The sequence below is a fragment of the Streptomyces sp. NPDC025793 genome (assembly GCF_055558375.1).
The window spans coordinates 132,781-151,103 of the sequence record NZ_JBVHMR010000018.1 but is presented as its reverse complement, the minus strand read 5'-3'; the positions used below and the strand labels follow the sequence as shown (position 1 = coordinate 151,103).

15 protein-coding genes and 1 pseudogene are annotated in these 18,323 nt (G+C 71.0%); 6 read left to right on the top strand and 10 right to left on the bottom strand.

The window, feature by feature from the left end:
- Positions 1-3 precede the first annotated feature (3 nt).
- The 3 genes and pseudogenes from ACZ4MF_RS30195 to ACZ4MF_RS30185 all read right to left on the bottom strand — a co-directional run bounded on the left by ACZ4MF_RS30195 (position 4) and on the right by ACZ4MF_RS30185 (position 2,537).
- Complete coding sequence (locus ACZ4MF_RS30195) at positions 4-1,089, bottom strand: branched-chain amino acid aminotransferase (protein ID WP_467495018.1); 1,086 nt, start codon at positions 1,087-1,089, stop codon at positions 4-6.
- Positions 1,090-1,329: 240 nt separating this feature from the next.
- Positions 1,330-1,482 (bottom strand): annotated as a pseudogene (locus tag ACZ4MF_RS30190) (carbonic anhydrase); the annotation flags it as partial.
- Positions 1,483-1,889: 407 nt separating this feature from the next.
- Positions 1,890-2,537 carry a type III effector protein gene (locus ACZ4MF_RS30185; protein WP_467495016.1) on the bottom strand — a complete coding sequence of 216 codons (648 nt, stop codon included), beginning with the start codon at positions 2,535-2,537 and terminating at the stop codon, positions 1,890-1,892.
- Positions 2,538-2,665: 128 nt separating this feature from the next.
- Between ACZ4MF_RS30185 and ACZ4MF_RS30180 the strand changes: the two genes are divergently transcribed.
- From ACZ4MF_RS30180 to ACZ4MF_RS30170, 3 genes are all read left to right on the top strand, one after another.
- Positions 2,666-3,097, top strand: a complete 432-nt coding sequence (locus ACZ4MF_RS30180; protein ID WP_071386621.1) for an Hsp20/alpha crystallin family protein — start codon at positions 2,666-2,668, stop codon at positions 3,095-3,097.
- Positions 3,098-3,203: 106 nt separating this feature from the next.
- Positions 3,204-3,599, top strand: coding sequence for a DUF2267 domain-containing protein (locus ACZ4MF_RS30175; protein ID WP_467495014.1), 396 nt, complete (start codon positions 3,204-3,206; stop codon positions 3,597-3,599).
- 74 nt (positions 3,600-3,673) lie between these two features.
- Entirely contained in the window at positions 3,674-4,108 is a 435-nt protein-coding gene (locus tag ACZ4MF_RS30170) for a DUF2267 domain-containing protein (protein ID WP_467495012.1), read from the top strand.
- 80 nt (positions 4,109-4,188) lie between these two features.
- Here the strand turns inward: ACZ4MF_RS30170 and ACZ4MF_RS30165 are convergent, their stop codons facing one another.
- Complete coding sequence (locus ACZ4MF_RS30165) at positions 4,189-4,533, bottom strand: MerR family transcriptional regulator (RefSeq protein ID WP_467495010.1); 345 nt, start codon at positions 4,531-4,533, stop codon at positions 4,189-4,191.
- Between the two features lie 555 nt (positions 4,534-5,088).
- On the opposite strand from ACZ4MF_RS30165, the gene ACZ4MF_RS30160 reads away from it, so the two are divergent.
- Positions 5,089-5,259, top strand: coding sequence for a hypothetical protein (locus ACZ4MF_RS30160; protein ID WP_467495008.1), 171 nt, complete (start codon positions 5,089-5,091; stop codon positions 5,257-5,259).
- 79 nt (positions 5,260-5,338) lie between these two features.
- Here ACZ4MF_RS30160 and ACZ4MF_RS30155 read toward each other — a convergent pair whose 3' ends face one another.
- The 3 genes from ACZ4MF_RS30155 to ACZ4MF_RS30145 form a co-directional block, all read right to left on the bottom strand.
- On the bottom strand, positions 5,339-6,046 hold the full coding sequence (locus ACZ4MF_RS30155; protein ID WP_467495006.1) for a DUF4232 domain-containing protein: 708 nt from the start codon (positions 6,044-6,046) through the stop codon (positions 5,339-5,341).
- A 293-nt stretch (positions 6,047-6,339) separates the two neighbouring features.
- The gene (locus ACZ4MF_RS30150) at positions 6,340-6,921 is read right to left on the bottom strand and encodes a prolyl oligopeptidase family serine peptidase (RefSeq protein WP_467495066.1); all 582 of its coding nucleotides are present in this window, start codon (positions 6,919-6,921) and stop codon (positions 6,340-6,342) included.
- Between the two features lie 397 nt (positions 6,922-7,318).
- Positions 7,319-9,109, bottom strand: coding sequence for an LPXTG cell wall anchor domain-containing protein (locus ACZ4MF_RS30145; protein WP_467495004.1), 1,791 nt, complete (start codon positions 9,107-9,109; stop codon positions 7,319-7,321).
- A gap of 679 nt (positions 9,110-9,788) precedes the next feature.
- Here ACZ4MF_RS30145 and ACZ4MF_RS30140 point away from each other — a divergent pair.
- Positions 9,789-10,841: a substrate-binding domain-containing protein gene (locus ACZ4MF_RS30140; protein ID WP_467495002.1), complete on the top strand. Its 1,053-nt coding sequence runs from the start codon at positions 9,789-9,791 to the stop codon at positions 10,839-10,841.
- Between the two features lie 63 nt (positions 10,842-10,904).
- Here the strand turns inward: ACZ4MF_RS30140 and ACZ4MF_RS30135 are convergent, their stop codons facing one another.
- The 3 genes from ACZ4MF_RS30135 to ACZ4MF_RS30125 form a co-directional block, all read right to left on the bottom strand.
- Positions 10,905-11,984, bottom strand: a complete 1,080-nt coding sequence (locus ACZ4MF_RS30135) for a LacI family DNA-binding transcriptional regulator (protein WP_467495000.1) — start codon at positions 11,982-11,984, stop codon at positions 10,905-10,907.
- A gap of 128 nt (positions 11,985-12,112) precedes the next feature.
- Positions 12,113-14,272, bottom strand: coding sequence for an alpha-galactosidase (locus ACZ4MF_RS30130; RefSeq protein ID WP_467494998.1), 2,160 nt, complete (start codon positions 14,270-14,272; stop codon positions 12,113-12,115).
- A gap of 43 nt (positions 14,273-14,315) precedes the next feature.
- The gene (locus ACZ4MF_RS30125; protein ID WP_467494997.1) at positions 14,316-16,304 is read right to left on the bottom strand and encodes a beta-galactosidase; all 1,989 of its coding nucleotides are present in this window, start codon (positions 16,302-16,304) and stop codon (positions 14,316-14,318) included.
- Between the two features lie 170 nt (positions 16,305-16,474).
- Here ACZ4MF_RS30125 and ACZ4MF_RS30120 point away from each other — a divergent pair, with 170 nt between their 5' ends.
- Positions 16,475-18,319 (top strand): RICIN domain-containing protein, encoded by a 1,845-nt coding sequence (locus ACZ4MF_RS30120; RefSeq protein ID WP_467494995.1) that lies wholly within the window; start codon positions 16,475-16,477, stop codon positions 18,317-18,319.
- The last annotated feature ends 4 nt before the right edge of the window (positions 18,320-18,323 follow it).

Sequence of the window (18,323 nt, the reverse complement as noted above, 5' to 3'; positions counted from 1 at the left end):
GTTTCAGGCGAGGGGGTGCATCCAGCCGTAGGGGTCGGGGGACCGTCCCGTCTGCAGGTCCACCAGTGACTTGCGGAGCCTCATGGTGACTTCACCCGGCTTGCCGTCCCCGTGACTCCAGTCGGCGTGTCGGGACTTCACCTGTCCGACCGGGGTCACCACGGCTCCTGTTCCGCAGGCGAACACCTCGGTCAGGGTGCCGTTCTCGGCGTCGCGCCGCCAGTCCTCGACGGAGATGCGGCTCTCCTCCGCGGTGAGGCCGAGGTCGCGGGCTATCGTCAGCAGTGAGTCACGCGTGATGCCGGGCAGGACGGTACCGGTGAGTGCGGGAGTGACGACGCGATCCCCGTAGACGAAGTACAGGTTCATGCCACCCATCTCCTCCACCCAGCGGTGCTCGAAGGCGTCCAGCCAGACCACCTGGTCACAGCCCTGCTCGGTCGCCTCGGCCTGTGCGATCAGGGAGGCCGCGTAGTTGCCGCTGGTCTTGGCGGCGCCGGTGCCGCCCTTGACCGCACGCACGTAGTCCTCCGACAGCCACACCGAAACGGGCCTGACACCGCCGGAGAAGTATGCGCCGGCCGGCGAAGCGATGACGACGAAGAGGAACTCGTCGGCCGGATGTACTCCGAAGCCGCGTTCGGTGGCGAACATGAACGGCCGCAGATAGAGCGAGGCATCGCAGGACTCGGGTACCCAGTCACGGTCCTGCTCGACCAGGGCCTGGCAACTGGCGAGGAACAGTTCGGGGGGCAGCTCAGGCATGGCCATGCGCCGGGCCGATGCCCGGAACCGCTCGGCGTTGGCGACAGGGCGGAAGGCGGCAGCTGTTCCGTCCGGCTGCCTGTACACCTTCAGTCCCTCGAATATCGCCTGTCCGTAGTGCAGCGTCTTGTTCGCCGGATCGAGAGACAGGGGTGCGTACGGGACGAGTTCGGCATCGTGCCAGCCACGTTCGAGGGTCCACTTGATCGTCACCATGTGGTCCGTGAAGTGGCGGCCGAATCCCGGATTTGCAAGGATTTCTTCTCGAGCTGTGCGGTGCAGGGGGGCCGAGGTGTGCTTCAGGCCTATCTCAAGCTTCGTCAAGGGTAGCGAGTCCTTCACCGTTGTGTGCGGGGACCGCCGCCATAGGGAGCGACACGCTCGCCTTTTGTCATGCGCAGTCCCCATCTTTGAGTGAATTATGGCGTACTGGGTTGCCTGGAACGGCGTGACGACCCAAAACCGTGCCGTTCATCGGGCAGCGGCGGCCGTCCCGCGGCAGCCGGTTGGTCCACTTCTGAAGACGCCGGAACCCTGGGCCTGGCGCAGGTTCTGTCCATGAGGCAGCACGGCGAAGGGCTGCTGGGACGGTGCGATCTCGGCGCGGCGGGGAGCGTCCTGGTTCGGGCGCTCGGGGGAGCCCGCGACGAAGCGCTGGTGACCGGCCGGCAGCAGCTCGTAGGCGCCACGGGGCGTCGGGGTCTTGATCTCTGCCACGGCCGAAGCCTACGAGTCGGATCATTCGTCGGCGGTGCGTGGATGCTCACAACGCTGGTGCGGAGCCCTTTGCGGCCTCGCTGGGGGCGTACCGGCTGCCGCCCGAGTCGGATAGTCCCCACGATGCCGACGTGCATGAACGCACGGTGAAGCGGCCGGCTCGTGGAACGGACACCCGGTGATAGCCGCCATCACGGTGACCGTGATCCTCGCGGTGGTGTCCGCCGTGGTACGTGACCTGCCCAGGTGAGCGTCCATGGGCTGTTTGGAGAACTGGTAGTGCGGAGCCGGCGTGCCGCTGCCAGCCGGTCACCGTCGTCCGCGCCGTGCCCGGACATCCTGACGGCGCCCCCCGGCAGCAGATCCCTCTCGGCGCCGACAGCTGTACCGGTCAAGGAAGCACCGGCTCACTCGGAGGCGGCGGAGGTGGTGTCGGTGAGGGCGTCGAGTCGGGCGGCGAGGTCGGGGTGGAGGTGTGTCAGGTAGGGGCGAGTGGCGTTCAGTGGGCGGACGAGGGCGGCGGGGTCGTCCTGGGCGAGGGCCGCGTCGAGCTGGCTGACGGGGCCGCGGGCGGCGGCGGGGAGTTGGGTGAGGGCGGTGATCTGGCCGGCGATGCGGCGCAGGTCGGCGGCGTTGTTTCGGGCCCAGGCGGTGAGGGCGCGGTCGGCGGCGCGGCGTTCGCGGGTCGCCTGGACGCGTTGTTCGCCGGTGGCGCCGGTGGGGCCGGGCCGGCCTCGCAGGTAGCGGCGTTCGGCGGCCTGGCGGCTGGCGACGCCGAGCGGGTGGGCGAGGTCGGCCCAGCTGGCGCCCGCGGCGCGGGCTGTTTCGATCAGGCCGTTCTCCCAGCCGGCGAGCTGCTCGCGAACCTGCCGCAGCAGCAGCAGCGAGGCCAGGGCCTGCTCCGGGTCGGGGCCGGTGTCGGGGGCGTCGGAGGGCTCTTGCCGGGCAGCGTGCAGAGCGTCGTCTATGGCGTGCAAGGCCGCGGCGGCGGCGAGGAACGAGGCCGGGCTGCGGCCGTCGGTGCTGGAAGAGGCCGGGTGGTCGGCTGCTGCCATGGGCACCTCCTTCAAGCAAGTCATCCGTTCGATGACATGGTGTTTGTCATCCATTGGATGACATGTTACAACGGTTTCAGTGAGGCGCATTGGCAGCAACTGCCCGAACCTTCTGGAGGTGTTTCACGATGTTGATGCGCACCGACCCCTTCCGTGAACTCGACCGGCTGGCTCAGCAGATGATGGGTCCGGGTACCTGGTCGCGGCCGTCCGCGATGGCGATGGACGCCTACCGCGAGGGTGACGAGTACGTGGTGGCCTTCGACCTGCCGGGGGTGAGCCCCGAGGCGATCGACATCGACGTCGAGCGGAACATGCTGACCGTCAAGGCTGAGCGCCGGCCCGTGGCGAAGGGCGACGACGTGCAGATGGAACTCTCCGAGCGGCCCCTGGGCGTCTTCTCCCGCCAGATCGTGCTCGCCGACACCCTCGACACCGAGCACATCACGGCCGACTACGACGCCGGGGTGCTCACCCTGCGCATCCCGATCGCCGAGCGTGCCAAGCCCCGCAAGATCTCCATCGGCGTCGGATCCGGCCGCAAGGAGATCTCCGGCTGATCGCAGGCGGCAGGGGCCGATCAGCAGCGGAGGGCGGGCATCGCCCCCCCTCACCCGCCCTCCGCACCCACCGGAGCACAGAAGCCGAAGAAGGGCGGCGGCCGACGTGACCCTGCGAATCGAAGCGTTCCTCGACCAGGTCAAGGAACGCGGCGAGTACGAAAGTGAGCAGGAAGCGGAACGCGCGGCCCGCGTGGTCCTCGCCCTGCTCGGCGCACACCTGGTCGGCGAGGTACGCGCCCAGCTGGCGGCGCGCCTGCCGGAGACCTTCGTCCTGATCCTGCTCAATCCGCTGCAAAGCGCCGAACCGCTGCCGCCGGAGCGGTTCGTGCGGGCGACCGCGGCCTGGATCGAGGGGGCCACCGGGCAGACCGCGGCCTGGGACGTCAGCGCCGTCCTCAGCACGGTCGCCGACGCTGCCGGTGACGACCTCCTCAAGCAGATCCTGCTTCAGCTCCCCGCAGGCTACGACCTGCTCTTCGGCCGCCCCCAGCCCACCTGACCACCCCGCTGCCGGTGGCCACACATCCGTGCGGGCACCGGCACCCCAGCGAGAGAAAGGCAACCACCGCAGTGATGTCCGACCGGCGTGCGCCGCTTGAGCACCTGCCCGTGATGACGTTCGAGCAGATGCTGGACAAGGTCCGCCACGAAGGCGCCTACCCCACCCGGGAAGAGGCCGAGAAAGCCGTACGTCTCGTCGTTTCTGGACTCGGACGCCGGCTGACCGGCGAGGAACGCGTCGAACTGGCCGCCCGCCTGCCCTGGGAGGCCGCACGCATCCTCACCGAACAGATCCCCGACACCCAGCCGCTGACCGGATGGGCCTTCGTCAAGGACCTCGCTACCCGAAGCGGCGCCAGCCTGGCCACCACCCGCTGGGACACCGGCTCCGTCCTCGCCGCCGTCGCCGCCTCGGCCGGCCCCGAACTGCTCACCCGCATCCTGCGCCAACTCCCCACCGGATACGCGCTGTTGTTCGGCCGCGCCGAACTCACCCAGGCGGCCTGAACGCGCGCCTCGAAGCCTTGATGCCGGTCGGCTTCCCGCGCCGGCGGTCGGTGTTGTCCGCCTGCCGACCGGCGTTGTGATCAGGCCGTGGTCCTCGGCTGTGACTCGCCGCTGTGAGCGCGCAGTTGCTCGTTGATGCGCCGGGCTTCTTCGAGCTGGTCTTCGAGGATGACGATGCGGCAGGCGGCCTCGACGGGAGTGCCCTGGTCGACGAGTTCGCGGGCACGGGCGGCGATGCGCAACTGGTAGCGGGAATAGCGGCGGTGCCCGCCTTCGGAGCGCAGCGGGGTGATCAGGCGGTGTTCACCCAGGGTGCGGAGGAAGGCGGGAGTGGTGCCGAGCATCTCGGCGGCCCGGCCCATCGTGTAGGCGGGGTAGTCGTCGTCGTCGAGATTGTCGACGGGACGGGAACTGGCAGGGGGCATAGACCTCTTCTTCCAGGGGACGCGTCGGGGGGCCCGGGCGCCAGTACTGGCGCCCGGGCCCCGAGCTTTCAACACCATCTACCGGCAACCCGTGCCGGGCTTCTTTGTCCGCAGGTTCCGCCTGGGAGGGCGGGACTGCGGGGATCGCGATGCGTGACCGGGGACCACCTTCCAATCCGGGGCCTGCGGTACCCGGGCGGATTGCTTCCTCGCCCGGGCGATCCTGATGGCGCTCTGCTCCTTACCTTCGGTTACTTGGTTGTACTGCTGGATACCGCGGGTACTGCCCGCGACCCCTGAGGGCCGCGTCCTGCTTGACCTGCATGCACGGCAGTTCGTGTCTGCCGTGCCCTCGTCGACTTCCGGGGTACGGCAAAACGGTAACCCCGTGACGGGTCAATGTCTACTATGGCCACGACAGATTTTCTTGCAAGTCCATGCGCGGAGTTCTACTCCAAATGCACCCGGAAGAGTGCTGCCATGGGTTTAAACCCCGCCGGGCGGGCACACGCTGAGCCTTGCGGAACAACCGATCCCGGGGCGAGGTGACAGCGCATGACCGACACCGGGACGACATCCACGCACGCCCCCGGGGTCCCCGTGGTCGTGGAAGGCGACAGCCCCGCCGGTCTCGCTCACGCTCGTGACGTCGCCCGCGCCGTCGTCAGTCAAAGGCCCAAGCCGATGGCCGACGCGTACGCCACCACGGGAACCGTGCCGGCGTGAGGCGTTCTCGGCGGGGCCCGCTGCCGCAGAGCGGACGGTGGTCACTCTGCGGCAGCGGGCTGTTCGGGGTGGGAGCCGGTCAGGCGCCGGTGCCCGCCCGGAAGGTCGTCACAGTCGCGGCGGAGGAGACGGGCACGGCACCGGCTTCCCAGTCGGCGTGCAGGGAATCCTTCTCGTCCGGCGGGGTGATCAGGACGGAGAGGGGCGTGGCCTGCTTGGCACCACTGACCTCGGGGTTGGCGAAGGACAGTCCTGCCCAGGCGCTGTCGCCCGGCGCCAGTGTGATCTTGGTGGGGCTTCCGGCGCCGCGCCTGGGGTCCGGTCCCAGCTGCTTGCCGGATGCATCCACGAAGGCGGCGCCCGGATACCCGTCGATGGTGCAGGTATGTCCCGAGAAGTTGGTCACGACGAGGGGGAAGTTCTCCTGCCCGGCGCCAGGGTTGTTGGCGCCGACACGGGCCTTCAGTTCGGACGTGTGGCAGCGAGTGCTCACGCCGCCGCTTCCGGAGGCCGAAGTGCCGCCTGAACGCTTGGACGAACCGGTGTTGGAGGAGGTGCCGCCCGTGCTCGTCCTCGTACCGGCGGCGCTTGAGCCGTCACCGGACGCCGGCCGGGCCTGCCCGTCCGCGGTCTGCGGGGCACTGGCGATGCCCTGGCCGTCGTTGCAGGCTGTGAGCAGGCTCAGGGCGGCTGCCACGCCCAGCGCAGACACCACGCGTCGTGCCATCAGGAAGGTCGCCTTGCTGTCGGTGTCCGGGCTCGCGGTGCCGCGCCGGAAGGTCGCCATGTTCTGCTTGCTCCTTCAAAATTGGTGCCCGACATGGGCGTGTGAACGGTGCCGTGTGCCCGTCGTCCTTGTCCGATGCGCGTCAGCCGGGAAAAGTTCGCGCGCGTTCGATGTGTGCGGTGGGCTCCCCCCATGCATGTCCGGCGGTGAGGTAGACCGTCCCGGACGGCTCCACCGACCTTCGTGGACTTGGGTCCACTACCGCCGAACGGTGCGGCGTGCCGGTAAGCCATCCCGGCCATCGAGGTGGACGGGAACTGGGGTGGCAGCGGTTCGGCTCGTCTCGACGTACGTCATCGATTCGACCGTGTTGGCCGGCACTGGGCGAAGTCCCGTAACAGGACCGCTGCATGCACCGAGGCTGTGAAGGCCGCGTGCCCACTACTCCGTTGAAGAAATCGACAACCAGCACGTCTGATCGGCATCGACGGTGAACGCCTGGCGGAGTGTCTTGCCCAGGTGGCCGTGTGCCGGGAAAATGCCTGCGTGAACGCCGTCGCCTCGGCCGGCGGACAGATGACGTCCTGCGCCCCCTGGAACACGAGCAGCGGAACCGTGATGCGCTCCGCCTGACGGACGGGGGACCGCGCGCGGTAGAGGTCTGTCCGGTGGGGTGGGCCGATGAGGGTGTCCGGATAGTGCGACTCGAAGTCGCGCGTCCCTCCCGCGGCGAGTGAGACGAGATCCACGACGGGATGGAACAACGTGGCACCGGCCCAGAGACCGCCGGCCGTGACCGAGAGCGCCGCGGTGAGCCCTCCCGCGCTGCCGCCCCGGATCGCCACCCGGCCGGCCGCCGCCGTACCCTCGTCGATCAGGGCCCGCGCGACGGTGGCGCAGTCCTCGACGTCCACCACGCCCCACTGGCCGTGCAGCCGTTCACGTCAACCGGTGCCTTCGCAGGCCGCGACCAGCGTGCCGTTCGGCAGCCACTTCGCCTGGGCCACCGGATCTCCGGGCCCGCCCGTCGGCGTCCGCGTCTGCCGCAGGCTGCCGCAGGCTGCCGTCGTCGTCGACCTCGGCGATGCGCAACTCGGCCGCGTCCCACCCCGTCGGCGAGGTGGGGGCGGCCGGGCCGGCGGAAGGGAACGGCGGCTGTGGCCGCGCGTCGACGTCGGTCTGATGGGTCGCCGCACTGACCGACGACGCCCACCGGTCCTCCTGGGAGGAGTGGGCGGGCGTCGCCAGTCGGGGCGGAGGCCGGCGGTCCAGGCTCTTGCCGTGTGTGGGTGGCGGTGCTGCCGGGCCGCCGGCTGCCGGCGCGGCGGGGGCTCACCTACCGTGCGAAGCCCTGCCGCGGCGTTGGCGGAGCACCAGCACGGTGCCGGCGGCGATGGCCAGCAGGCCACCGACGGCACTGTAGGTGACAGCGTTGCTCATCCCGGTGGCTGCCAGGCCGCCGGCGGTGGTGGTCTGGGCCGGCCGGCCGGCGGGTGCGCCGACTGCCGTGGCCTGTGCGCGGGTGCCGATCGTGCCTGAGGCGGAGGCAGCCGGCGCAGCGGCGTCCGGTGTGGCGGCGTTCGGCGTGGGGGCAGGAGACGGGGTGTCGGTGTGGGTGGCCGCGGACGAGGGCTTCAGCTGGAGAGTCGTGATCGAGTACGGGGGCAGTGTCTGTGCTGCCGCCGTTCCCCGCGCCGCCGTGGTCAGGGCGGTGCCGCCCTTGGTGTAGGAGACGGTCCTGACCGTTCCTGGCGCGGGGGTGTATCCGCTGTAGGAGAGCGAAACCTGTGCCGCGTTCTGCGGGTTCTTGTTGATCAGCATGACGTTCAGGCCGCCGTTGCTGCTCCGTACCGCGTGCACGGCGACCGACGGGTTGGCCGAAGACGCCTTGATCATGGTGTCGCCGGGCCGGGCGAGTGCGGTCAGCGAGCGGATGCCCCAGTAGGTGGGGAAGGGCGTCTCGCGCGCCGGTTCGCAGGTCCCGCCGGAGCATCCTCCGACGGAGAGAACGCCGCCGTCCTGGTAGTCGGTCTCGCCGTTGACGGTGGTGGGCTTGCCCGGCCCGTTGTGCAGGTCCCACCAGTCGACGCTGACGGCCCCCTGTTCGAGCCAGCTCATGTACGTGTCCGGAGCGAACAGGGCGGCGGCCTGGCTGGTCTGGGCCGGTGACATGGCACTGGAGGTCTCGGTGACCGCGATCTCCACCGAGGCGGCGTGCGGGCCTGCGTAGGTGTGGAGCAGCGAGCGCACCGCGGAGGTGGTGCCGGCGATCTGGGCGGGGGTTTTCAGGATGTCGGCCGTGCCGGCGCCGCTCGGGTACCAGTGGATGATCACGAAGTCGATCGACTTGCCCGCGATGGAGAGCACCGCGTGGTTCCAGTCGGCGTCGTCGCCGGAAGCCTTCACCCCGTCCGGCCAGGAGCCCGGTGTGTTGAGCACCGCCCCGATCTTCACCGTCGGGTCCACGGCCTTCATCGCCTTCGCGTAGGCGAGCAGGTTCTTCGCGTACTCCCTCGGGCTCTTGTCGGCGTGGGTGTCGACCTCCCACTTGCTGCCGTAGTACCCGTTGCCGGAGACCTCGTTGCCGATCTCCCAGTACGTGACGCCGTAGCCCTTGTCGACGTTGGCGTACCTGACCCAGTCGGCGGCCTCCTGAGGGGTGCCGGAGCCGTAGTTGGCGGTGATGATCGGCTGGGCGCCGACCTTCTTCGCGGTGGCCATGAAGTGGTCGAAGTCGGTGCCCGGCGCGGCCCAGCTGCCGCCGGTGACGGTGTGGGTCTTCCAGTGGTAGGCGTCCGCGACCGAGCCGCCGGGGAAGCGCAGCTGCCGGACTCCGGCGGCCTTCATCAGCGACGCCGCCGAGGGGTCGTTCATGTAGGTGTCGTAGACCGCCGTGTTGAGGCCGACGCCGGTGCTGGGCACCGTGCCCAGGGAGGTACCGGCATCCACCGTGATGTCGACGGCCGGCGCGGCACCCGCGCTGAGCGCCAGGGCACCGGCGCCGGCGCCGGCCACGAGTGCCGCCACCGCGCTCGCGACCATGCGGCGGCGTATGCGGCTACGGCGGTGCGTACGGCCCCGAGGCATCGGCTGCTCGGTGGTTGTCGGGTCGTCAGGTGACACGTGTGGCTCCCGATCGGAGTGCGTGGATACGGGTGGCGTGGCGCAGCTGACCGCGCTCGCCGCGGTTGGTGCACCCCTAGGTGGCCGCGCGGGGTGGAAAGGTTGCCGCCGTATCCGATGTCTTTCGGATCTCTTTCGTGCCGTGCACCGGTCGCCGAGAAGTCAGCGTCGGGGCGGCAACCTTCTCGTCCCCCGCGGCGACTGGGAGCCGCAAGGCCGAGTCGAACTACCGGATGGACGGGCATGAGGGCGACGAAGCACGCCGCGCCGCAACCGTGGCGCAGGCGCGGACTGGTCACGGGTATTGCCTTGGGGCTGCTGGTCGTCGGTGTGCTGGTGTGCCGTCCCCACCGGGAGCTGAACCGGTGTCAGGATCACCGACATCCACGGGGTGCGGCTGACCGCCGACGGCATCGCCGTGCGGCCGGACGTCGCGCAGCCGACCGGAGTCCAGTTCGGTTGACCGCGCCTGACGGCGGGGGGGACGACGACTTTCGTCCCCCCGCCCGCGGAACCGCCGGGGCAGAGCCCAGCCCGACCCTTGTGTGTGTCCGGGCGGAGCGCTTTGTCTCGGAGCTGTTGCACTGAAGACTTGGTGAATAGCCTGTGTCCCAGTGCTCCTGCACAGGCTTCTTGGCCGGACAGGGGCGGCCAGGCCACGGTGAACAGGAATTGTGCTGTGACTGATACTCAATCCGCAGGTGCCCCGGTCGGTCACGAGCGCTCGCGCCTCGTGGATCCGCCGTGGCCGACCATCGCCTACATACCCGAGCCCATGGACGGCGGGGCGGTGCTCGCGCTCTCGGTGCTCGAGGACAGTTCCCGGACCTGGGACCGCAGCCGGAGACGGTTCGGGGAGCTGATCAGAAAGCACGCTCACCGCGAGCCTTCGGCCGGGGGTGACCAGGGCGACATCGTGGAGATCCTGTTCCCGGAGCTGGTGCACATGTGGGGGGCGGAGATCCTCCGCGGTGTGGAACACGTCGCCAGGGAGAACCGCGTCGGGGTGGTGTTCTCGGAGCTCGGTTTCGACCGGGCAACCGCGGTATACCTCGATGACAGCGGGGGGCAGCGCGGGCAGGATGGGCTGTCGGTCACGTTCCTGCGGGAGGGCCAGCGGGAGCAACTGCGGGCCCAGGGTATCCCCTTCGTCGTGTTCGACCCGGCCGAGGAGCTTGCCGAGGACGTGCCGTTCGTGAGCGCGACGCACTGGAAGGGGGCACGGGCCGCGGTCGGGCATCTGGCAGACCTGGGACATCGGCGCATCGGCATGATCAGCGGGCCCGACCACTCGTTCTGCATCGCCCGGGTGGCCGGGTACACCTCCGCGCTTCAGGAGGCGGGCCTCGGGCGGGAGCCGGATCTGTTCCTTCGCGCCGAGCTGACCCGTGAGGACGGATACGCCGCGGCACGTGAGCTGCTGTCCCGCGACGACCGGCCCACCGCCGTGTTCACCGCCAGCGACATGCAGGCCATCGGGCTCTATCAGGCCGCCCGGGAACTCGGCCTGTCGATCCCCCGGGACCTGAGTGTGGCGAGTTTCGACGACCTTCCCGTCGCAGCGTGGATGGACCCGCCGTTGACGACCGTGCGCCAGCCGCTGACGGCCATGGCCAGGGCGGCCGCGGAACTCGCCCTCGCTCTCGGCAGCGGCGAGGACGTGCCGCAGACCAGGCTCGACATCGCCACGTCACTGGTGGTCCGGGACAGCACCGCCCCGCCGGCGTCCTGAGCGACTGCCGCCGCAGTCGGCGGCACTGCCCGGCGGCGCACCGTGAGCAGCGGTTCCCCCGTGCTACGTGGGCTCCTTGCGGGCTGCCCGCGCCGGGCGAGCCTTCGGCGGGGCGGTGCTGGCCCGGACGGTGAGAGTGGTGGCGATCTCAAGGCCGACCTGACCCACCTCCTCGCCGCGGCCGAGCGTGAGAGCCAACTCGGTCGCGGCCACCGCCATTTCGGTCAGCGGCTGATGCACGGTCGTCAGCGGTGGTTCCACCCAGGCCGCGATGGGCAGGTCGTCGAAGCCGACGACGCTCAGGTCCGCCGGGATGGACAGGGCCAGCTCGCGGGCGGCCTGGTAGACGCCCACGGCCTGGAGGTCGTTCGCGGTGAACACGGCGGTGGGCCGGTCGTCGCGGGACAGCAGGTCGCGGGCGGCCGCGTATCCGTCCTCACGGGTGAGCTGGGTCTGCACCAGCAGGTCGGGCTCGGCGGGGACGCCGGCCTCGGCCAGTGCGGCGAGGTATCCGGCCTTGCGGGCCAGGCAGTACGGGTGGTCCGGGCCGGTGATCATGGCGATGCGCCGGTGTCCCAGGCCGAGCAGGTGCCGGACGGCGGTGTGGCCGCCGCGGAAGTTGGTGGCGCCGACGAAGGGCACGTCGTCCGGCAGGTCGCTGATCGGGTGGATGACGACGAACGGAATGCCCTTCGCCTCCAGTTGCTCGCGTTCCTTCTGCGAGAGCTGGGACACGGACAGCACGCAGTGGGGACGGCGCCTGACGGTGTCGTCGATGGACATGGGCTGGCTGTCGTGGAGCGCGAGCTCGGAGACCATGACGCCGACGCGGTTCCTGCGCGCCACCCGCTCCACGCCGCGGATGATCTCCACCGCCCACAGGCTCTCCAGCTCCCGGAAGACCAACTCCACCACGTTGACGCGGTTGGCCGCCGGCTTCCGGTAGCCGTAACGGTTGATCAGTTCTTCGACGCGGGCCCGGGTCTGGTCGGAGACTCCCGGGCGAGCGTTGAGCACCTTGGAGACGGTGGGGATCGAGACGCCGGCGGACTCCGCGATGTAGGCGATGGTGACGGAACCCGGCTTGTCGTCAGGAGAGCTCTGCTCGTCCGCCGTCGGCTCGCCCGATCCGTTGTCCGTCACGTTCGCCCCTTCCTCGACCATGGCTCCACCCGGGACCCGCCTCCTGGTACGGGAGGGACGGCTGCGACGCGCGAGCGTGCCTGCTGGGTCATTCTGGCATCCCCGGCCCGGGGCGGAGCCCTCAGGCTTCACCCGGTCGGCGTCGCCGGTCCCGCGGCCTCCTGCCCGCCGGTTTCCGGGGCGAGCCGGAGCACGACGGCGGACGGCGCGGCGGGGAGGGTCAGCGTCAGGGCGGCGCTCTCCTGGTTCCAGTGGGAGCGTGCCTGACTGGTGGAGGGGTACAGCACTTCCGCGCGTACGGCGGCGTCACGGAACCGCGGCACCGGGAGTACGGCGGTGTCCTTCCCGCCCGGGCGGCGCCAGACGGTGAGGTAGGTGGTGGCCGGGGTGTGCAGGGCGAGGGCGATCCACGGGTCGTCCCAGGCAGGGAGTCCGAGTGGCCAGGTGGGCAGCGCGGTGGCCAGGTCGGCGCGCAGGGCTTTGTGCACGGCCACCGCCTCGGCGACCAAGTCCTGTGCGGCGGGCGACAGTTCCGGGAGCCGACCGGAGAGGTGGATTCGCCCGAGCAGGGCGTTGGCCATGGTGAAGGCGACCTCGTCGAGGGTGTCCTCCGGCTGCGGGTAGGCCCAGACGGCGCCCTGTTCGGGGGTGACCGCGGTGGGCGCGGAGGCCGCGATCGGCGCGTAGAGCGCGAGGTTCTGCTGGTCGCTGGTGGACTGGAGTTGGAGCCGGGACAGCAGCGCGTAGTCGGTGCGCATGCCGCCGGAGGCGCAGTTCTCCAGGACCAGGCCGGGGTGGCGCTCCAGGACGCCGTCCAGCCAGTCCAGATGGGCGCGGTTGTGGCCGAGCAGGCCGTCGGCGGCAGCCTCGCCCGGGTTCCCGCTGGTGCCCGGCCCGGGGTCGATGTTGTGGTCCAACTTGAGGTAGCCGATGCCGAGTTCGCCGACCAGGCGGTCCACCACCCCATCGAGGTGGTCGCGTGCGGCCGGGTGGCGCAGGTCCAGGTGGTAGCGGCCGGTCTCGACGACCCGGACGCCGTCGCGGCGGAAGAACGCCTCCGCCGGCAGCGAGTGGGCCAACGGGCTGGTCACGCCGACGACTTCGGGTTCGAGCCAGAGGCCGGGGACCATCCCGAGCTGCCGGATGCGGTCCAGCACCTCGTGGATGCCGCGCTCCCCGGGGAAGCGGGAGGACGAGGGCTCCCAGGCGCCGACGCCGGTCCACCAGTCGCCCTCGTCGTCGTCGTACCAGCCGGCGTCGATGACGAAGTACTCGGCACCCGCCGCGGCGGCCGCGTCGATGTGGGGGAGCAGTTTGGCCGTGGTCGGGTCGCCCATCAGGCAGTTCATGTAGTCGTTGAAGATGACGGGCAGGCGCCGGTGGTCGGGGTGCGGTCGGCGGACGGCGCGCCGGTACCGGGTGAGCGCGGCGAAGGCCTCGTCGGGTCCTTCGACGCCGAAGGCGATCGCGACCGGGACGGTCTCGAAGGAGGCGCCGGGCTCCAGCAGCCGGGACCAGCCGTGCCGTACGGCACTCGGTCCGGACAGGGCCAGGTATGCGGAGTCGTCGTGCTCGCCGCACTCCCAGTGCCAGCCCCCGCCGTTGTGCTCGATCTGCCACACCCACGTCCGGCCGGTCCGGCGGTCGGTCAGCCCGCCCATCGGCAGCCGGTCGCAGCTGGACCACGTGCCCTGCCCGGCGACGGCGAAGCCCCCCTTGCCGTACCGGTAGTGGACGCGGCCGCTGAGGACCGGTGAGCTGAGCCGCATCGGCCGGCGCTGCCAGCGGTACTCGGCGAGCCAGTCGTTCTCCGCCCACAGCAGGTCGGCCGCCTCAAGGTCCGCATCCGCGGTGAGGCCGCCCAGCACGAGGGAGGTGGCGGACTCCAGGCGCAGGCTCCGGGTGCTCTCGTTGCGGATCACAACCTGGCTGCGCAGCGCCGGGACGCCGTCGGGGGAGCTGAGGACCACCTCCGCGGCCAGTCCGCCGGCCGGGTCATGGAGCTGGACGGTCAGCCGGTGCCAGGCGCCGTCCCGGGCTGCGGTGTGCCCGCGGTAGCGCAGGTCGGCGCCGATGACGGTGTCGATCACCCGGTGTCCGGACCAGTGGTGGCCGTGGTGGGTGGTGGTGGCTTCGACGAGCGGCAGGGGCGCTGCCGCGGGCGGTTCCGCGGGCAGTCGCCCGGGGACGCCGATCCGGCGCAGCCGTGGCGGGCCGTCCGGGTCGGTGCCGATCTCCAGGTGGAGGGCGTCGTGGCCCCAGCGGATGGTGGGGGATTCCTCGGTCACGGGGATGCCTTTCCGGAGGAACGGTCAAGGGTGGCAGGGGAGTTCAGAACCTTTGCAGTACGGCGCAGCCGCCGGGCGGCAGTTCGGTGACGCAGGTGCCGGTCAGCAGGTCGTGGCCGGGGTCGGGCAGCGGCACCGCGTCGCGCCGGTGGTTGAGCAGGAACTGCCGGGCGCGTCCGTCGGCGGCCCGGCGGGTCACCGCTTCCACGTGCTGGGGCAGGCCGGGCGCCTCCGGCCCCGGGCCGGCTTCCGCGGCCAGCCGCCGGATCCGGGCGGCGTGCGGCGCGTCGACGAGCCGGGTGGACAGGTACCAGCCCTGCCCGGGGCCGAACCGGTGGCGGGTCAGCGCCGGTCGGTCCGTCAGCATGCCGTGGGTGTAGCGGGCGAGGGTTTCGGCGCCGCCGGTGCGCAGGCTCTCGGACCAGGAGCGCGCCTCGGTCCCGTCGGACAGGACGATGCGCTCGCCCCGGTGCAGCGGCCGGTGTTCCTCGACCCGGACGCCCAGCGCCTCGCGGAGCGGCTGCGCGGGACAGCCGCCGAGACGGGCGTGCAGGCGTTCGTCGACGCAGCCGCTCGCGTACTGGACGAGCAGGGTGCCCCCGTCCTCGACGTAGCGGCGCGGATCGGCGGCGGCCGCGTCGGTGAGCAGGGACAGAGCGGGGGCGAGCACCAGGCGGTAGCTGCTCAAGTCCTGTCCGGGGTGCGCGAGATCGGCGGTGACGCCCGCGTCCCACAGCGCGCGGTGGGCGCGGCGCAGCGCGTCGTGGTGGTCGAGTTCGGCGGAGGGCAGGCCGTCCACGTCGAGGGTCCACCAGGCGTCGGAGTCGTGCAGTACCGCGGCATGGGCGGTGGTCGGGCCGGCGGGTTCACCGAGGCGGGCCACGGCCGCGCCGGCCTGCTCCACCTCGCGGAAGACGCGGCTGTCGGGGCCGGCATGAGGGACCATCGCGGAGTGCCACTGCCCGGCGCCCGCGGGGGACTGGCGCCACTGGTAGAACAGCGCGCCCTCCGACCCGCGGGCGATGTGGCCGAGGGAGTGCCGCAGGATCTCCCCGGGTGCCTTGCCGAGCACGCGGTCTCCGTCATAGACGGTGCTGGTGCCCTGCTCCATCGGCAGCCACGGCCGGCCGCCGCCGAACGAACGGGCGCGGTCCGCGCCGAACGCCGTGTCGGCGGCGGCGTCCAGACCGGGGGCGACGGGGTAGTGGTCGATGGCGACCAGGTCGGCCCCGCCGCCGAAGGCCCACAGGTCCAGGTTCTGGTAGCCGGGCGGCATGAGGTTGGTGGTCACCGGACGGTCGCTGCGGGCGCGGATCGCGCCGCGCTGCTCCCGGTAGGCGCCGAGCACCTCGTCGGACCAGAACCGCCGGAAGTCGAGGGTCTGCCCGGGGTTGCGGTGCCACTGGGTGGCGCGCGGTGGCAGCACCTGCTCCCAACCGCCGTACCGCTGGCTCCAGAAGGCGGTCCCCCAGGCTTCGTCGAGGGCGTCGAGAAAACCGTGCCGGGCACGCAGCCAGGTCCGGAAGGCGGCGGCGACGTGGTCGCACCAGCACAGCGTGGCGTACTCGTTGTGGGCGTGCCACAGCGCCGCCGTCGGGTGGTCGCCGTAGCGTTCGGCCAGTGCGGCGGCCAGGCGGCGGGCCGCCGCACGGTAGGCCGGGGCGGCGAGGCAGTAGGTGTCGCGGCTGCCGTGGGTGAGCCGCACCCCCTCGGCGGTGACCGGCGGGGCGTCGGGATGTGCCAGGGAGAACCACGGCGGCGGGGAGGCGGTGGGCGTGGCCAGGTCGGCGGCCACGCCGTTGGCGTGCAGCCGGTCCAGGTGGGCGTCGAGCCGGGTGAAGTCGTAGCGGCCCTCCTCCGGCTCCAGCAGGGCCCAGGAGAACACGCCGACCGTCGCCGGGTTGACCCTGGCCCGGCGCATGAGCTCGTCGTCCTCCTTCCGGACGGCCGCGTCCCACTGCTCGGGGTTGTAGTCGCCGCCGAAGGCCAGGTTCCGGAGGTGCTGGCTCAGTTGTCGTGCGGACAACGTCACTCCTCGCAGTATGAACGAAACTTTCCTGAGAGAGCGGGTGCGCCCGGTGCGCACCAGTCGCCGGGGAGGCTCGGAGCCGGACGGAAGGCATTGACGCGCTCATGCCCAAGCAGTACGTTGCCGCAGAAATTACTTGGAAACAACCAAGAAACTTTCTCGCGGAGGTGGTTGTGCGCAGAACGCTTCTCACCCGCGCCCTTGCCGGCCTGACCACAACGCTGCTCGCCTCGACGGCTGCGCTCCTCGGCGGCGTCCCCGCCGCCCACGCGGACACCGCGGTGACCGTGTCCTTGGACGCGAACCGGCCGCTGGGCTCCATCCCGTCCATCGGCTCGGGCGTGAACACCGCCGTCTTCGACGGGCAGATGAACGCCTCGGCCACGCCCTCGCTGATCGCCGGCGCGGGCTTCAAGGCCGTCCGCTACCCCGGCGGCAGCGTCTCCGACGCCTACCACTGGCAGACCAACACCGAGGAGAACGGCGGGTACGTCGCCCCGAACACCGGCTTCGACGCCTTCATGGGCACCGTCCGCGCCGCCGGCGCGCAGCCGGTCATCACGGTCAACTACGGCTCCGGCACCCCCGACGAAGCCGCGGCCTGGGTGCGCTACGCCAACATCACCAAGGGCTACGGGATCAAGTACTGGGAGGTGGGCAACGAGGTCCCCGGCAACGGCGAGTACAGCAACGGCAGCGGCTGGGAGCTGGACAAGCACAGCAGCCACAGCGCCACTACCTACGCCACCAACCTGCTCCAGTTCGTCTCCGCGATGAAGGCCGTGGACCCCAGCGTCAAGATCGGCGCGGTGCTGACCACTCCGGGCAGCTGGCCCGACGGCATCACCGGGCCCGGCGACACCGCCGACTGGAACCACACCGTGCTCTCCATCGCCGGCCCGAAGATCGACTTCGTGATCGTGCACCACTACCCCAGCACCACCAGCGAGAGCGACCTGCTGACCAAGCCGCAGGCGGACATCCCGCGGATCACCTCCACCGTCCGCTCGCTCATCAACCAGTACGCGGGCGGCAACGCGCCCAGCGTCGGCATCGCGATCACCGAGACGAACGGCCAGCGGGACGTGGACACCGCGCCCAACGCGCTGTTCGCCCCGGACGAGTACCTGACCTGGTGGGAGAACGGCATCTTCAACGTCGACTGGTGGGACCTGCGCAACGGCACCGACTGCTCCTCGGTGACGAACGTCGACGGCGCGACGGACTATGCCGACGGCGGTCTCGTCTCCAGCGGCGCCTCCTGCGAGCCCGCCCTCAACACGCCCTTCGCCCCGTACTACAGCCTCCAGCTGATCACCAAGCTCGGCGCCCCCGGGGACACGATGCTGTCGTCCACCAGCTCCACCTCGCTGGTCAGCGCCCACGCCGTGCGCCGCAGCAACGGCGACCTCGACGTCATGCTGATCAACAAGGACCCGAACAACGCGGCGAACGTGGCCCTCTCCTACAACGGCTTCACCCCCGCGTCGGCCACGCCGACCGTCTGGTCGTACCTGAAGAACGCAGGCGGCCTCAGCTCGGCCGCGACCGGCGGCCCCTCGCAGCAGACCGTGCCGCCCTACTCGATCGTCGTGGTCCAACTGCACCCCTCCGGCGCGGCGGCCACGGGCTCCCTGCACGCCGTCGGCGCCTCCAAGTGCCTCGATGTCCCCGGCGCCACGACCACCGCGGGCACCCAGGTGCAGCTCTGGGACTGCATCGGCGGCGCCAACCAGCGCTGGACAGCCACCAGTTCGGGGCAGCTGACGGTGTACTCGGGCAGCTCCCAGATGTGCCTGGACGCCTACGGCTCGGGCACCGCCTCGGGCACCAAGGCCGTGATCTGGTCCTGCACCGGTGGCACCAACCAGCAGTGGAAACTGAACTCCGACGGCAGCATCACCAGCGCCCTGTCCGGGCTGTGCCTGGACGCCGCCGGGGGCGGGACCACCGACGGCACCCTGGTCCAGCTGTGGAGCTGCACCGGGGCAGCCAACCAGAAATGGCAGCTGAACTGACGCC

Bases quoted from the DNA above. Each gene is read 5' to 3' on its own strand.
- ACZ4MF_RS30180 (WP_071386621.1), top strand. From the start codon at position 2,666: ATGTTGATGCGCACCGACCCCTTCCGTGAACTCGACCGGCTGGCTCAG.
- ACZ4MF_RS30170 (WP_467495012.1), top strand. From the start codon at position 3,674: ATGTCCGACCGGCGTGCGCCGCTTGAGCACCTGCCCGTGATGACGTTC.
- ACZ4MF_RS30155 (WP_467495006.1), bottom strand. From the start codon at position 6,046: ATGGCGACCTTCCGGCGCGGCACCGCGAGCCCGGACACCGACAGCAAG.
- ACZ4MF_RS30185 (WP_467495016.1), bottom strand. From the start codon at position 2,537: ATGGCAGCAGCCGACCACCCGGCCTCTTCCAGCACCGACGGCCGCAGC.
- ACZ4MF_RS30160 (WP_467495008.1), top strand. From the start codon at position 5,089: ATGACCGACACCGGGACGACATCCACGCACGCCCCCGGGGTCCCCGTG.
- ACZ4MF_RS30165 (WP_467495010.1), bottom strand. From the start codon at position 4,533: ATGCCCCCTGCCAGTTCCCGTCCCGTCGACAATCTCGACGACGACGAC.